The sequence below is a fragment of the Janthinobacterium sp. UMAB-60 genome (assembly GCF_900095235.1).
Taxonomy (GTDB): domain Bacteria; phylum Pseudomonadota; class Gammaproteobacteria; order Burkholderiales; family Burkholderiaceae_D; genus Janthinobacterium.
This window is the reverse complement of record NZ_LT607483.1, coordinates 166,087-180,638: the sequence shown is the minus strand read 5'-3', so window position 1 is coordinate 180,638 and position 14,552 is coordinate 166,087. Positions and strand designations below refer to the sequence as shown.

Sequence of the window (14,552 nt, the reverse complement as noted above, 5' to 3'; positions counted from 1 at the left end):
GCAAGGTCATGCAAGCACAGCGGGTCTGGTTGGCGCGGCGACGCAGCGCCGCACCACTCACTACAACAATTACGCGTCGCGGCCGGCGCGCTTACGCTCGTTTTCTTTCAGGAAGCGCTTGCGCAGACGGATCGATTTAGGCGTGATTTCCACCAGTTCGTCGTCGGCGATGAATTCCACCGCGTATTCCAGCGACATTTGCACTGGTGGTACCAGGCGCACTGCTTCATCGGTACCCGACGAACGCACGTTGGTCAGCTGTTTGCCCTTGATCGGGTTGACGACCAGATCGTTGTCGCGCGAGTGAATGCCGATGATCATGCCTTCGTACACTGGATCGTTGTGGACCACGAACATGCGGCCGCGATCTTGCAGTTTCCACAGGGCGTAGGCAACAGCAGCGCCGTCATCTTGCGAGATCAGCACGCCGTTACGACGGCCAGCCATTTCGCCACGGGTGTTGTCGACTGGCGCGTATTCGTTGAATACGTGGCTCATCAAGCCGGTGCCGCGGGTCAGGGTCATGAATTCGCCCTGGAAGCCGATCAGGCCACGCGCCGGGATCAGATACTCAAGACGCACGCGGCCCTTGCCATCCGATTCCATGTTTTGCAGGTCGCCACGACGACGGCCCAGCTCTTCCATGACGCCGCCCTGGTTGACTTCTTCCACGTCGACCGACAGGTTTTCAAACGGCTCGTGGCGCACGCCATCGACCATCTTGTAGACCACGCGCGGACGCGATACGGCCAGCTCGAAGCCTTCGCGACGCATGTTTTCGAGCAGAATCGTCAGGTGCAATTCACCACGGCCCGACACTTCAAAGATCGTGTCGTCGTCGGTCGGCGCTACGCGCAGAGCAACGTTGGCTTTCAGTTCGCGGTCCAGACGGTCACGCAATTGACGCGAGGTCACGAACTTGCCTTCGCGGCCAGCCAGTGGCGAGTTGTTGACCATGAAGTTCATGGTCAGGGTTGGCTCGTCGACGGTCAGCATAGGCAGCGCTTCCGGAGTATCCAGTGCGCACAGGGTCGAACCGATGCCGATTTCGTCGATACCGTTGATCAGGCAGATGTCGCCGGCAACAGCTTCGTCTACCAGCACGCGCTCCAGGCCCTTGAAGTTCAGTACCTGGTTGATGCGGCCTTTGATAGGCGTGGCGCCTGGACCGTTGATGACCAGTACGTCCTGGCCGACCTTGACGGTACCGCGGTTGACGCGGCCAATGCCGATCTTGCCGACGTACGACGAGTAGTCGAGCGAGGTGATTTGCATTTGCAGCGGGCCTTCCGGATTGTCATCACGGACAGGCACGTGTTGCAGGATGGCGTCGAACATCGGCTTCATGTCGCCGCTGCGCACGTCTTCGGTCAGGCCGGCATAGCCGTTCAGGCCCGAAGCGTAAATGATAGGGAAATCCAGTTGCTCGTCGGTAGCGCCCAGTTTGTCGAACAGTTCGAACGTCTGGTTGATGGCCCAGTCCGGACGTGCGCCTGGACGGTCGATCTTGTTGACGATGACGATAGGCTTCAGACCCAGTGCCAGCGCTTTGCGCGTGACGAAACGGGTTTGCGGCATCGGGCCTTCTTGTGCATCGATCAGCAGCAGAACCGAGTCAACCATCGACAGAACACGTTCCACTTCGCCGCCGAAGTCGGCGTGGCCTGGGGTGTCGACGATGTTGATGTGGGTGCCTTCGTACTCAACAGCGCAGTTCTTCGACAGAATCGTAATGCCGCGCTCCTTTTCCAGGTCGTTCGAGTCCATGACTCGGGTGTCGACCGCTTGGTTTTCACGGAAGGTGCCGGATTGGCGCAGCAGCTGATCCACCAGCGTGGTTTTGCCGTGGTCAACGTGGGCGATAATGGCGATATTACGAATTGCGCGTTTTGTATTTGACATGGTCGTAGTAGTTACTGAAAAACTGCAGGGTGCGTACGGGGTGTACGTCGCGTTTTGGTGCTGACTGAAACTGGAACCGCGTAGTATAGCATGTTGCGTTGTAGCGCTATCTAAAAATGCTGGCGGCTCCCACAGTCGGGGACGATTTGTTTAAAAAAGCGACACTGTTTAACGAGTGTATGCCGGGGTCAGACCCTCAATACCGCCAACTCAGAGGCTTGCACCAACGGTCGAGGGGGTCTGACCCCAGCTTTTATTGATGCGCCGTGGCAATGAGGCGTTCCGGCGCCAGGATGCTGTATTCCTGCAACTGGCCCGTGCCCAGCAGCTTGCTGTCGTGATATACGCGCACCCTGCCCGGCTCGGCTGGTACGGCGACCTCTTCCTTGCCCAGTGCGATGCGCTGGCCATGCAGGAAACGCTTGGCCAATTCTTCCGTCAACTGGACGGCGGGGAAACTCGACAACAATGCATCGACGGGCGCCAGCAGGCTCAGCGGCGCGGCATGCGCCGTCAGCTCGTCGAGCGTCACGACGCCGTCCAACGTCAGGCTGCCCACCTGCGTGCGGCGCAAGGCATTCAGATGGCCGCCGCAACCGAGGGCATGGCCGATGTCTTCGCCCAGCACGCGGATATACGTGCCCTTGCTGCACATCACGGACAATTTCAGGAACGGGGCTTCGTAGCCGAGGAACTCGAGCTTGTGGATGGTCACCGGGCGCGCTTCGCGCTCCAGGGTGATGCCTGCCCTTGCATACTCATATAAGGGCTTGCCGTCCCTTTTCAAGGCCGAGTACATGGGCGGCGTCTGCAAAATCGGTCCGCGGAACCGCGCCAGCACGGCTTCGATCTGCTCTTCGGTGACGTTGACGTCGCGCGTTTCCAGCACGTCGCCCTCGGTATCGCCCGTATCCGTCGTCAGCCCCAGGTGCACCAGGGTTTCGTAAGTTTTATCGGCTTCCAGCAAGTCCTGCGAGAACTTCGTCGCCTCGCCAAAGCACAGCGGCAGCAAGCCCGTGGCGAACGGGTCCAGCGTGCCCGTATGGCCCGCTTTTTTCGCATTCAGCACGCGCTTGGCCTTGATCAGGGCGTCATTGCTGGACCAGCCCACGGGCTTATCGAGCAGCAAGACGCCGTCGACCAGGTCGCGCACCCGTTTGATGCCGGGCGGTTTCTTCGGACCTGCCACGTTTATTGCTCGTCCGCTTTGTCTGCCGGCTTTTCGTCCGGCTCGGCGTCGGCCGCGCGCGTGGCATTGGCCTTGTCGATCAGCAAGGACATTTCCATACCGCGCGAGGTCGAACTGTCGTGCACGAAATGCAGCATCGGCAGGGTATGGATGTGCAGGCGCTTGCCCAGCAAGCCACGGATGAAGCCAGACGCGGCCATCAGGCCTTCGGTGGTGTTCTTGATGGCTTCCTTGCTGTCTTTCAACATCGTGAAAAACACCTTGGCATGCGCGTAATCGGGCGTGATCTGCACTTCGGTGATGGTGATCATCGTGCCCACGCGCGGGTCTTTCAATTCGTAGGCGACGATTTCAGCCAGATCGCGCTGGATCTGGTCGGCCACGCGCAAGCCGCGCGCTGGCATGGTTTTGCTATGTTTAGCCATGATTTTATGCTGTCCTAAGTGCCGCAGGGCGCATGAGTCAAACGGTTGCCCGTTGACCAATGCGCCCCACGTGTTTGCGCGGACATCACTATGTCCGCGCCATTGTTCTTGCTGAGATTACAGGGTACGAGCGATTTCCTGGACTTCGAACACTTCCAGGGTGTCGCCAACCTGAATGTCGTTGTAGTTGCGCAGCGACAGGCCGCACTCCAGACCGGCGCGAACTTCTTTCGCATCGTCCTTGAAGCGTTTCAGGGAGTCGATCTCGCCGCTCCACACCACGATGTTGTTGCGCAACAGGCGGACGGAAGAAGCACGCTTGACCACGCCATCGGTGACCAGGCAACCGGCAATCGCGCCCACTTTCGAGACCAGGATAACCTGGCGGATCTCGACCTGGCCGATGACGGTTTCGCGTTTCTCTGGTGCCAACATGCCCGACAACGCCGACCTGATCTCGTCGATCGCATCGTAAATGATGTTGTAGTAGCGAATGTCCACGCCATTCGACTCGGCCAGCTTGCGTGCCTGGGCATCAGCACGGGCGTTGAAGCCGATGATGACCGCTTTCGAGGCGACTGCCAGGTTGACGTCCGATTCCGTGATGCCGCCGACTGCCGCGTGAACAACTTGTACGCGCACTTCGGAGGTCGACAGTTTCTGCAGCGAACCGACCAGCGCTTCTTGCGAACCTTGCACGTCGGTTTTGATGATCAGCGGCAAGTTTTTCACTTCGCCTTCGGCCATCTGGTCGAACATGTTTTCCAGTTTCGCAGCTTGCTGCTTGGCCAGTTTCACGTCGCGGAACTTACCTTGACGGAACAGACCGATTTCACGCGCCTTGCGCTCGTCCGCCATGACGACGACTTCTTCACCGGCAACCGGCACTTCCGTCAAGCCCTGGATTTCGACCGGAATCGACGGACCCGCTTCAGCGATGGCTTTGCCGTTCTCGTCCAGCATGGCGCGAACACGGCCATACGAAGAGCCAGCCAGAATCACGTCGCCGCGCTTCAATGTACCGGACTGCACCAGGATCGTCGCGACAGGACCACGGCCCTTGTCCAGACGCGCCTCGACAACCAGGCCGCGCGCAGGCGCATCGACCGGTGCCTTCAGTTCCAGCACTTCGGCTTGCAACAGCACTTGTTCCAGCAGATCGTCGATACCCTGACCCGTTTTGGCCGAGACCGGCACGAATGGCGATTCGCCACCGTATTCTTCCGGCACGACTTGCTCGGCGACCAGTTCCTGCGTCACGCGATCCACGTTGCCACCCGGTTTGTCGACCTTGTTGATCGCCACCACCAGCGGTACGCCGGCTGCTTTCGCATGGGCAATCGCTTCTTTCGTTTGCGGCATCACGCCATCGTCGGCGGCAACCACCAGAATCACGATGTCGGTTGCCTTGGCGCCACGGGCACGCATCGCGGTAAACGCTTCGTGGCCCGGGGTGTCGAGGAAGGTGATCATGCCGCGTGGCGTATCGACGTGGTATGCGCCGATATGCTGCGTAATGCCGCCCGCTTCGCCGGAGGCAACCTTGGCGCGACGGATGTAATCGAGCAACGAGGTCTTGCCGTGGTCGACGTGACCCATGACGGTGACCACCGGTGCGCGCGGCTTCGACTCGAAGTGCGCGTGCTCGCCCACATCGGCCAGCAACGCTTCCGGATCATCCTGCTCGGCGGCGAACGCCTTGTGGCCCATTTCTTCCACCAGAATCATGGCGGTTTCCTGGTCCAGCACCTGGTTGATCGTGCACATCTGGCCCAATTTCATCAAATGCTTGATGACTTCGGATGCCTTGACGGACATTTTGTGTGCCAGTTCGGCCACGGTGATCGTTTCCGGTACGTGCACGTCTTTGACGACGGCTTCCGTAGGCGCCTGGAAGTTCGATTCACGGTCGTCATGGTGCGTCGGGCGACGGCCCTTCGCGCCACCGCGCCAGCTGTCACGGCCGCCTGGGCCGCTATTGCCGCGTGGCTTGGGACCACCGGTGGTGCCGCGTTTTTTCGCGTCATCGGACCAGGTGGACGACACATTCGCCGACTTGATGGATTTCTTGTCTGCAACAGCAGGCTTCTTGTCGCCCGGCTTGTCGCCAGGTTTCTTGTCAGCAGGCTTGTGCAGGGTGCCTTCCGGCGCCTTCGGCTTGACCGGAACCGGTACGGGTTCAGGAGCTTTGATGGCGCGGCGTGGCGCGTTCATCATGGCCTTGATCTGGGCGACTTCGTCGGCAACGGCCTTGCGTGCACGGTCCGTGGCTTCCGCTTTGTCAGCGGCTTCCTTGGCGGCAACAGCAGCGGCGGCGGCTTTCTTCTTCGCTTCTTCAGCGGCAGCAGCTTTTTTCGCTTCGGCAGCGGCGTCGTCAACGACAGGCGCAGCGGCGCTGGCGACAGGCGCGGCAGCAGCCTTGGCAGCGGCTTTCTTCGCTTCCGCGTCAGCTTCTTTCTTCGCAGCCAATTCAGCCTGTTGCGTGGCTTTCGCCTGGGCTTCTTTTTCCGCGTCGAGCTTGGCCAGACGTTCTTGCTTTTCGCGCAGATCGGCTTCCTGGCGGGCGATCAGTTCAGCCTGTTTACGGGCATCTTCTTCACGGCGCGCCACGTCGGCGGGATCGATCACCGGTGCGGCAGGCGCGACCGGTTCTGCCGCGACCGGCACAGCTTCGTCACGCTGGACGAAAGTGCGTTTCTTGCGCACTTCCACCTGGATGGTGCGCGACTTGCCGGTGGCGTCAGCTTGCTTGATTTCAGTCGTTTCCTTGCGGGTCACGGTGATTTTTTTCTTTTCTGTGTCAGCCGCTGCGCCGTGTGTGCGGCGCAGATGATCCAAAAGCTTGTCCTTATCATCTTTCGACAATGGATCTGACGTCGAACTTTTCTCGACGCCGGCAGAACGCAGCTGCGTCAGCAGCAAATCTGCAGGCATCTTCAGTTCGGTGGCAAATTGGGCTACGTTGTTACTCGCCATTCAGTCCTCTTTTCTATGTGTCGCGGAGATGATAAAGATACTCAAATTAAGCCTTTGCGGATTCGGCCAGACTCCATGCCTTGGCTTGCAACGCCTTGGCACGATCGTCATATTTCGAGTCAACCAACTTCATCTCATCGTCGGTCACATCTTTAAATTCACTTGTAATCAGTTCACGCGCACGGTCCGCAGACAAGGCCAGGATTGCGCCAAATTCGTCGTATGCCAGTGCTGCAAATGCTTCAACGGTCTTGATACCAGCCAGACCCAGCTTGCCGGCGGTAATGCGGTCCATGCCTTCCAGACCCACCAACGCCTCGTCCATGCCTTCCAGACCCTCTTCCGAAGCAATCGCTTCGGTAACCAGCGCATCACGCGCACGGGTACGGAGTTCATTGACGGTATCTTCGTCAAACGATTCGATTTCCAGCATTTCGGAAATTGGCACGTAAGCGATTTCTTCCAGACTGGCGAAACCTTCTTCCACCAGAATATCGGCCACTTCCTGGTCGACATCGAGCTTTTCCATGAACAGGATGCGCACGGCAGCCGTTTCCTGGGCAGCTTTGTCAGCCGATTCTTCGGCCGTCATGATGTTGATCTTCCAGCCGGTCAGGTCCGAGGCCAGGCGCACGTTCTGGCCGGAACGGCCAATCGCGATTGCCAGGTTTTCTTCATCCACGACGACATCCATCGCGTGTTTTTCTTCATCGACCATGATCGACGACACGTTCGCCGGCGCCAGGGCGCCGATAACGAACTGCGCCGGATCTTCCGACCACAGCACGATGTCGACGCGTTCGCCACCGAGCTCGCCGGTGACAGCCTGCACGCGCGAACCGCGCATGCCGACGCAAGTACCGATCGGGTCGATGCGCTTGTCGGCCGTGTAGACGGCGATCTTGGCGCGTACGCCGGCATCGCGGGCTGCGGATTTAATTTCCAGCATGCCTTGCTCGATTTCCGGCACTTCCAGTTCGAACAGCTTCATGATGAATTCTGGCGCGGTGCGCGACAGGATCACTTGCGGGCCGCGCATGTTGCGGTCGATGCGCAAGATGTAGGCACGCACGCGGTCGCCGATACGCAGATTTTCTTTCGGGATCATCTGGTCGCGTGGCAGACGCGCTTCGATCTTGCCCGATTCGACGATGGCGTCGCCGCGTTCCATGCGCTTGATGGTGCCGGTGACGAGCGAATCGCCGCGTTCCAGGAAGTCGACCAGGATCTGCTCACGTTCGGCGTCACGCACGCGCTGCAGGACAACCTGTTTGGTATCCTGGGCGAAACGGCGGCCGAATTCAACGGATTCGATCGGCTCTTCGATGTGGTCATCGACTTCGATATCGGAAATCTGTTCTTTTGCCTCGAAATGCAGGATCTCCTGATCCGGCAATTGCAGGCCAGCTTCATCGGGCACCACGTGCCAGCGGCGGAACGATTCGAATTCGCCCGTTTCGCGGTCGATCGAAACGCGGATGTCTACCTCACCCTCATACCGTTTCTTCGTGGCTTGCGCCAACGCGAATTCGAGGGCGCCGAAGACGACATCTTTATCGACGTTTTTTTCGCGCGCCAGCGCGTCAACCAATAATAAAACTTCGCGGCTCATGCTTTGCGTCCCTTAAAAACCACCTGCGGCACCAAGCGTGCCTTATCCACATCCGCGAGCGTAAATTCCAACATCGCCGGACCATCCTTACCTTCAAATTCCAACGACAATTTATCGCCCACGGGTTCTTGCAAGATCCCCTGGAACGATTTCCGGTTGTTCGTACCCGGCATCGCCACATTCAGCTTGACGATGATTTCCTGGCCTGCGAAACGGACAAAGTCTTCCAGCTTGCGCACCGGACGATCGAGACCCGGGGAAGAAATCTCGAGACGCTCGTAAGGAACGTTCTCTACCGTCAACACATGCGATAACTGGTGACTCACCGTGGCACAGTCTTCGACCGTGATCGGACCTTTTTCAGCGGCATCGGCGGCGCTGAAATCAATAAAGACGCGCAGCATTCCGCGCTCGGCACGTTCGACATCAACGAGCTCATAGCCCAGACCTGTAACTGTCTTTTCAATTAATCCCAACTGCTGCAAGAAATTCTCCAGAAATAAGGCCCGTTTTCGGCATGACAGCGCCGCATTGAGCGCCGACAACATGCAAAAACACGCATTCAAGTCATATATGGCCCCTTGCGGAGCCATGACAAACGGTTCAACAAAAAAAAAATGGGCATCTGCCCATCTTCCTGTATTTCCCCAACCAGATAAGCACTCCCCGCCAAACAACCCTGCGGAGAACTTTTATTAGGCTGCAGATTATAACCTCTTATTAACTTCGCCGCAATGCCGCACACAAGGAGCGGCCCGGCTTACAACAGTTACAAGAGCGCGCGCCCGCAGCGGATTATCGGGCGCGCAAGAAGAAATCCTCTGATTTAACCTTTGCTGCGACGGCGCGGCATGCCATCCATGCCGCCACGGTCCATGCCGCCACGCGGCTGGCCAGCGGAGCGCGCCTGACCACCGGCAGCACCGCCCGCATTGCGGCGCGGACCCGTGTTGGCGAAGCCGAAGGTCGTTTGCAGCGGATCGGGCTGGCGCGGACCACGCTGCGGCGCGCGGCCTTCGCCACCGGCCGGACGCCCCTGACCCTGGCCTGCCGCACGCGGCGGACGCCCCTGGCCTTGCGGCGCACCGTCGAACGATGCCGACGAGCGCGGCTGGCCACCCTGGAACGGACCTTGCGGCTGGCCACGACCAGGACCACGCGCTTCGCCTGGACGGCCGGTGCCGCCTGGACGACCCTGGCCTTGCGGACGGGCAAACTGGCCTTGCGGCTGGCCACGGCGCGGCGCGACCGGGAATGGATCGGCGTTGCGGTTGCTGACATCGATGCGGTTGCCATTCGGCTCGTCATCGCGGTCCTTGCGTTCGACCTTGCGCGCTTCGCGGCCCTTGGCGGCGCCAGCGGCACGGGGGTCGCCCGATGCCGGCATTTTCTTTTCAATGCCGTAGGCGGTCAACAGATCGCGCACGGTATTTTCTTCCATTTCTTCCCAACGACCGCGCTTCAAGCCGCTTGGCAGGGTCATGGCGCCGTAGCGGGTGCGGATCAGGCGCGAAACGGTCAGGCCGATCGCCTCGAACATGCGGCGCACTTCGCGGTTACGGCCTTCGCCGATCACCACGCGGTACCACTTGTTGATGCCTTCGCCGCCGCCATCGGCGATCTTCGAAAATTGCGCCAGGCCGTCTTCCAGCTCGACGCCAGCCAGCAGCTTCTGGCGCATGCCCTCTTCCAGCTCGCCCAGGGTACGCACGGCGTACTCGCGGTCGATGCCGTAGCGCGGGTGCATCAGGCGGTTGGCCAGGTCACCGGAGGTGGTAAACAGCAGCAAGCCTTCCGTGTTGAAGTCGAGGCGGCCAACGGCCAGCCATTTGCCCGCTTTCATGGTCGGCAGGCGGTCAAACACGGATGGACGGCCGTCCGGGTCGTTGTGGCTGACGATTTCGCCCGCTGGCTTGTGGTACACCAGCACCCTTGGCGGCTTCTTGCTGACGCGGCGCTGGATCAACTTGCCATTGATGCGCACGTGGTCGCTCGGCAAGATGCGCTGGCCGATGTGGGCCGGCTCGCCATTCACGGACACGCGACCCGACATGATCAGGTCTTCCATGTCGCGGCGCGAACCGAGACCGGCTTCGGCCAGCACCTTGTGCAGCTTCGGCGCGTCGTCGTCGGACGTCAGGTCGCGGCGCACGGCCACTTTCTGCACGCGGCCCGTGCCGCCTTCTTCGCTGTCGAACGCGTCGGAGGTGACAAACGAGAAGACAGCGTCAGCGTCGCTGAGCTTGCCCGGCGCAGCCTGGCGGCCCTTGCCCTTTTTACGGCTCTTGCCGGCATTCTTGCCGGCGCCCGGCACGTCGTTGCGCGGACCGCGCGGCAGGCGCGGACCGGAAACGAGGTTGCCTTCGGCATCGAACACATCGGCGACAGGCGCGGCGGCTTGCTCTGCGGCAGGCGCTGCCGCAACGGCTTCGGCCGCCTGCGGCGCTTCCGCGCGCGGCGGCTGGCGCAATGCGCGTTCCGCCTGCACGCCGCGCATCTGGCGCGGACCACGGGTCGGACGTGCTTCGGCCGGCTTGTCGGCGACGACTTCCGGCGCGGCTTCCGCCTCGGCGGCGGCGGCCTTGGCGGCGGCGCGCGCGCGCGGCGGACGCGGCGCCGGGGTGCTGGCAACTTCGGCGACCGCTTCGGCGGCCGCTTCGGCGGCGTCGGCCACGGCCTTCAGGGCCGGCTTGGCGCGGGTTTTCTTGACCGCTGGCGCAGCTTCAGTTTCCGCAGCGGCGGTGACGGGCGCGTCGGCGGCCACGTCGGCTTTCGTGCGGCGCTTCGGCTTGGCAGCGACGGCGTCGCCGGCAACGGCAGCAGCGGCCGTATCAGCTTCGATCTGGGCCTTGGTGCGGCGCTTGGGCTTGGCAACGATGGCTTCGTCGCTGGCGATTACTGTCTCGGGTGTGTTCGGATTATTCATTCTTCGTTTCTTGGCTGTGCTGACCTGGCGCAGCGTCAACCGTTAGTTCTGGCGCAGGGTCGTGAGTGTAGGCTTCGTCCGTGGGCGAAGCATCGGGGCCGGCATCAAGGCTTGCTGTCACATCTACATCTGTCACAGCCGTATTGCTACCTGCACCAAGCTGGGGGACAAGCTCGTTGCTTGCCTTGTCAAAATTTTCTTGCAGGGCCGCTTCCAGGGCTTCGAGCCCATTGCCCTGCATTTCACTGATTTGCTGCAAAGGCGGCAGCTGGGACAGCGAATGCAAACCCAGGTCATCCAAAAACTGCTTGGTGGTGGCCAGCAAGGCCGGCCGTCCCACCACGTCGCGGTAACCGATGGCATCGACCCAGCCACGGTCTTCCAGCATCTTGATCGTCTGCGAATTGACGGCAACGCCGCGGATTTCCTCGATATCGCCGCGCGTCACCGGCTGGCGGTAGGCGATGATGGCCAGGGTTTCCAGGGTCGCCCGCGAATACTTGGGCGGCCGCTCGGGCGTCATGCGGTCAAGATACATCTTCATTTCCGGGCGGCTTTGAAAGCGCCAGCCCGAAGCCAGACTGACGATCTCGATGCCGCGCCCTTCCCACTCCTGCCGCAATTCTTCCAGCAATTGCTTGATCGTGTCGGCGCCGACGCCGACACCGCGCACTCGACCGTTCTCGTCCGCATCGACGAACAGCTTTTTCAGGCTGTGGATCGTCAGCGATTCACGAGCGCACAGCAACGCGGTTTCGAGGACTTTTTTAGCCTCAATTGTATTCATAGCAATTCTGTGCGGATGTGTATTGCAATTCGTAGGCAGAGAAAGAAATCAAAAACGTTCATTTCAACGTAACAGATGGCAGACATCGATGATGACGCCGTGCTGGGTTACAAGTTGAGGCTGTTTTTCCGACGCCTTGGCCGATGCGCGCAAAGCGGGATTAAAGCGGATGCAGTGAAAGTCCTGCCATCCATGGTGCTGGCCTTAAATAACCAGCAATGAAACGAACTCCTGAGCCGCTGCTATTCCCGTGGCGAAGATTCAGCCAGACAGGAGAGCGACAGTCGTCGTTTCATCCAACGATGCCAATTGTACCTGATAAAAAGCGGAAAAGCGCAAAACCGGGCAAAACACGCGTTTTACCCGGTTCTGGCGCGACATATCGCCCGCTGCCCGCATCACAGGGAGGCGAGTTTCTCCGAGAGAATGGCCGATGCACCCAGGAAAGCCGGGTACTGCGCCGTGATGACGAAGGTCGGCACTTGCGAGACATAATTGGCGAAGCGGCCCTTGCGCTCGAAACGGGCGCGGAAGCCGGAGCGATCGAAACGCGCGCCCAGGCGCGGCACGATGCCGCCGCCGATATAAATACCGCCCAGCGCGCCCAGGGTGACGGCGACGTTGCCCGCCACCGTGCCCAGCATGCAGCAGAACGCTTCGATGACGTCGTCGCACAGCTGAGATTCGCCGGCCAGCGCGCGGCGCGTGATTTCCGCCGCCGGCAAGGCTTCCGCCGGCACGCCCGCGCGGTCGGCCAGGGCGCGGTAGATCAGTTCCAGGCCATCGCCGGAAATCAGGCGTTCGGCCGAGACGTGCTCGTATTCGCGCCAGGCGAATTGCAGAATGCTCACTTCCACTTCATTGAACGGCGCGAAGCTGACGTGACCGCCTTCGCTTTGCAGGGCGATCCAGCCGCCGTGCGAGGGAATCAGACCCGACACGCCCAGGCCAGTGCCGGCGCCGATCAGGCCGATGGCCGTGTTCGGACGGGCCGTGCCCGCGCCCACCTGGTGCTTTTGCTCGCTCGACAGCTGTGGCAAGGAACGCGCCAGGGCCGTGAAATCGTTGACCACGTCCAGAGTCGTGAAACCGCACTCTTCGCGCATGGCGCGGATCGAGAACGACCAGTGGTGATTCGTCATGCTGAGGAAATCGCCGTCGACCGGGTTGGCGATGGCGATCACGGCATGGCGCACGGCTTGCCCGCCAGCGGCGGCGATGTGCGGCAGGGCCAGATAGGCTTGCAGGGCGGCGGACAGGCTCGGGTAATCGGCACAGGGCAGCACTTCCACCAGGGTGATGTGGCCAGCGGCCACTTCCAGGGCGAAACGGGCATTGGTGCCGCCCACGTCGGCCAGCAGGCGCGGTCCATCGGCAAAGGCGGAAGTCGGCAGTACGGGAGAAGACGAAGCGCTCATGATTTTAAATGATGAAGTGGGACGCATGGGACGCCAAGCTTAAAGGATGAATGCGCCCGGAGGCAAGCAAAGTTTGTAGTTTAAGTACATCAAATCAGGCCTTTATTGGTAGTTCCACTCCAAATGCAACAGGCGGCGCCAAAATTGCTCAAAAACAATGATTTATAGTAAGTACTTGCACTCGACAAGCGCGCGAAAAGCATGCTGCACAGCAGCAGGAATAGCCCTTCACGGAGAGTATGCCGCAGTTTGCGCAAAGCCGCTTTGTATGGAACGGCGCAGGCGTGGCGCTGCCGTCCCGGTGGCCCGGCGATGGTGTTTTCGTATTATTACTACCGGTTTTTACTGATCAGGAGGGCATGCCTTCGCCCAGCAGGCTGGCGGGCGCCGGCTGGTCGGAACGGTAGGCGGCGTTCCACGCATCGAGGCCGCCATGCAGGGGCTTGGCCCGGTGAAAGCCGTGCTGGTGCAGCAACTTGGCCACTTGCGCGGCCGTCACATCGTTGGGACAGCTGCAATACACGATGATGTGGCGGTCCTTGTCCATGCCGATCATGGCCGGCACGGGTTCCTTGCCATTGAAGAACAAGGCGCCCGGCACGGCCGGCTCCAGCGCCTGCGCCGTGGCACTGCGCGCGTCGACCATCAGCGGCTCTTCGCCCTGCTCTATGAGTTCGAGCAATTCTTCGATGCCGATGCGCTCGATCTGCAAGGCCTGGCGGAAACGCCGACGCTCGAGGAATTTATACAGCAGGAACAAGCCCAGCAAGGTGGCCAGCATCAGCAAGGCCGTGCTGCCCATGGTGCTGAGCAAATCGAGCACCTGCTGCACGCTGGCATGGAAAATCACGCCGACGACGATGCCCGTGCCGCTCCACAGCAAGGCGCCCAGGCCCGCGTACAGGAAGAACAGGCCCGGCGGCGTGCCCAGCGCGCCCGACATGGGCGCGGCCACGGTATTGAATCCCGGCACGAACTTGGAAACGATCAGGGCTTTCGGGCCCCAGCGCTTGAATTTGTCTTCCGTCTGGCTGACGCAGTAATCGGGCGACAGCGAGATGCGGCACAGCAGCCGCAGGATGCGCTTGCCGAAATGCCGGCCCGCGCGGAACCACGTGAAGTCGCTGATCAGGCAAGCGCCCAAGGCGGCGGCCAGCACCAGCCCCCCATTCATGTCGCCATCGACGGCCAGCGCCCCCGCCACCACGAGGATGGGAAAGGCGGGAATCGGCAAGCCGAGCTGCTCCACCAGCACGATGCCAAAGACAATCAGGACACCGTAATGTTCGAGCAGGTAAATGAGGTTGGGCATGGCCG

10 protein-coding genes are annotated in these 14,552 nt (G+C 60.8%); all 10 read right to left on the bottom strand.

What is annotated here, in order from left to right; genetic code table 11:
- Nucleotides 1-69: 69 nt before the first annotated feature.
- The 10 genes from typA to K0F86_RS04020 all read right to left on the bottom strand — a co-directional run bounded on the left by typA (nucleotide 70) and on the right by K0F86_RS04020 (nucleotide 14,547).
- Nucleotides 70-1,902: a translational GTPase TypA gene (gene typA, locus K0F86_RS04065; RefSeq protein ID WP_116743332.1), complete on the bottom strand. Its 1,833-nt coding sequence runs from the start codon at nucleotides 1,900-1,902 to the stop codon at nucleotides 70-72.
- A gap of 253 nt (nucleotides 1,903-2,155) precedes the next feature.
- The gene (gene truB, locus K0F86_RS04060; protein WP_219133073.1) at nucleotides 2,156-3,091 is read right to left on the bottom strand and encodes a tRNA pseudouridine(55) synthase TruB; all 936 of its coding nucleotides are present in this window, start codon (nucleotides 3,089-3,091) and stop codon (nucleotides 2,156-2,158) included.
- Nucleotides 3,092-3,093: 2 nt separating this feature from the next.
- Nucleotides 3,094-3,516, bottom strand: a complete 423-nt coding sequence (gene rbfA / locus K0F86_RS04055) for a 30S ribosome-binding factor RbfA (RefSeq protein ID WP_034782531.1) — start codon at nucleotides 3,514-3,516, stop codon at nucleotides 3,094-3,096.
- Between the two features lie 117 nt (nucleotides 3,517-3,633).
- Entirely contained in the window at nucleotides 3,634-6,492 is a 2,859-nt protein-coding gene (gene infB, locus K0F86_RS04050; protein ID WP_219133072.1) for a translation initiation factor IF-2, read from the bottom strand.
- A 46-nt stretch (nucleotides 6,493-6,538) separates the two neighbouring features.
- On the bottom strand, nucleotides 6,539-8,104 hold the full coding sequence (gene nusA, locus K0F86_RS04045; RefSeq protein ID WP_071079176.1) for a transcription termination factor NusA: 1,566 nt from the start codon (nucleotides 8,102-8,104) through the stop codon (nucleotides 6,539-6,541).
- Nucleotides 8,101-8,589: a ribosome maturation factor RimP gene (gene rimP / locus K0F86_RS04040; RefSeq protein WP_071079329.1), complete on the bottom strand. Its 489-nt coding sequence runs from the start codon at nucleotides 8,587-8,589 to the stop codon at nucleotides 8,101-8,103. Before rimP ends, nusA begins: the two co-directional genes overlap by 4 nt.
- A 341-nt stretch (nucleotides 8,590-8,930) precedes the next feature.
- A complete protein-coding gene (gene rluB / locus K0F86_RS04035; RefSeq protein WP_219133071.1) occupies nucleotides 8,931-11,030 on the bottom strand; it encodes a 23S rRNA pseudouridine(2605) synthase RluB in 2,100 nt (699 codons plus the stop codon).
- Nucleotides 11,023-11,817 carry an SMC-Scp complex subunit ScpB gene (gene scpB, locus K0F86_RS04030; protein WP_034782524.1) on the bottom strand — a complete coding sequence of 265 codons (795 nt, stop codon included), beginning with the start codon at nucleotides 11,815-11,817 and terminating at the stop codon, nucleotides 11,023-11,025. The genes rluB and scpB overlap by 8 nt, the downstream gene beginning before the upstream one ends.
- Nucleotides 11,818-12,215: 398 nt before the next feature.
- Nucleotides 12,216-13,235: a glucokinase gene (locus tag K0F86_RS04025; protein ID WP_219133070.1), complete on the bottom strand. Its 1,020-nt coding sequence runs from the start codon at nucleotides 13,233-13,235 to the stop codon at nucleotides 12,216-12,218.
- 349 nt (nucleotides 13,236-13,584) lie between these two features.
- Complete coding sequence (locus tag K0F86_RS04020) at nucleotides 13,585-14,547, bottom strand: VTT domain-containing protein (protein ID WP_219133068.1); 963 nt, start codon at nucleotides 14,545-14,547, stop codon at nucleotides 13,585-13,587.
- Nucleotides 14,548-14,552: the final 5 nt, after the last annotated feature.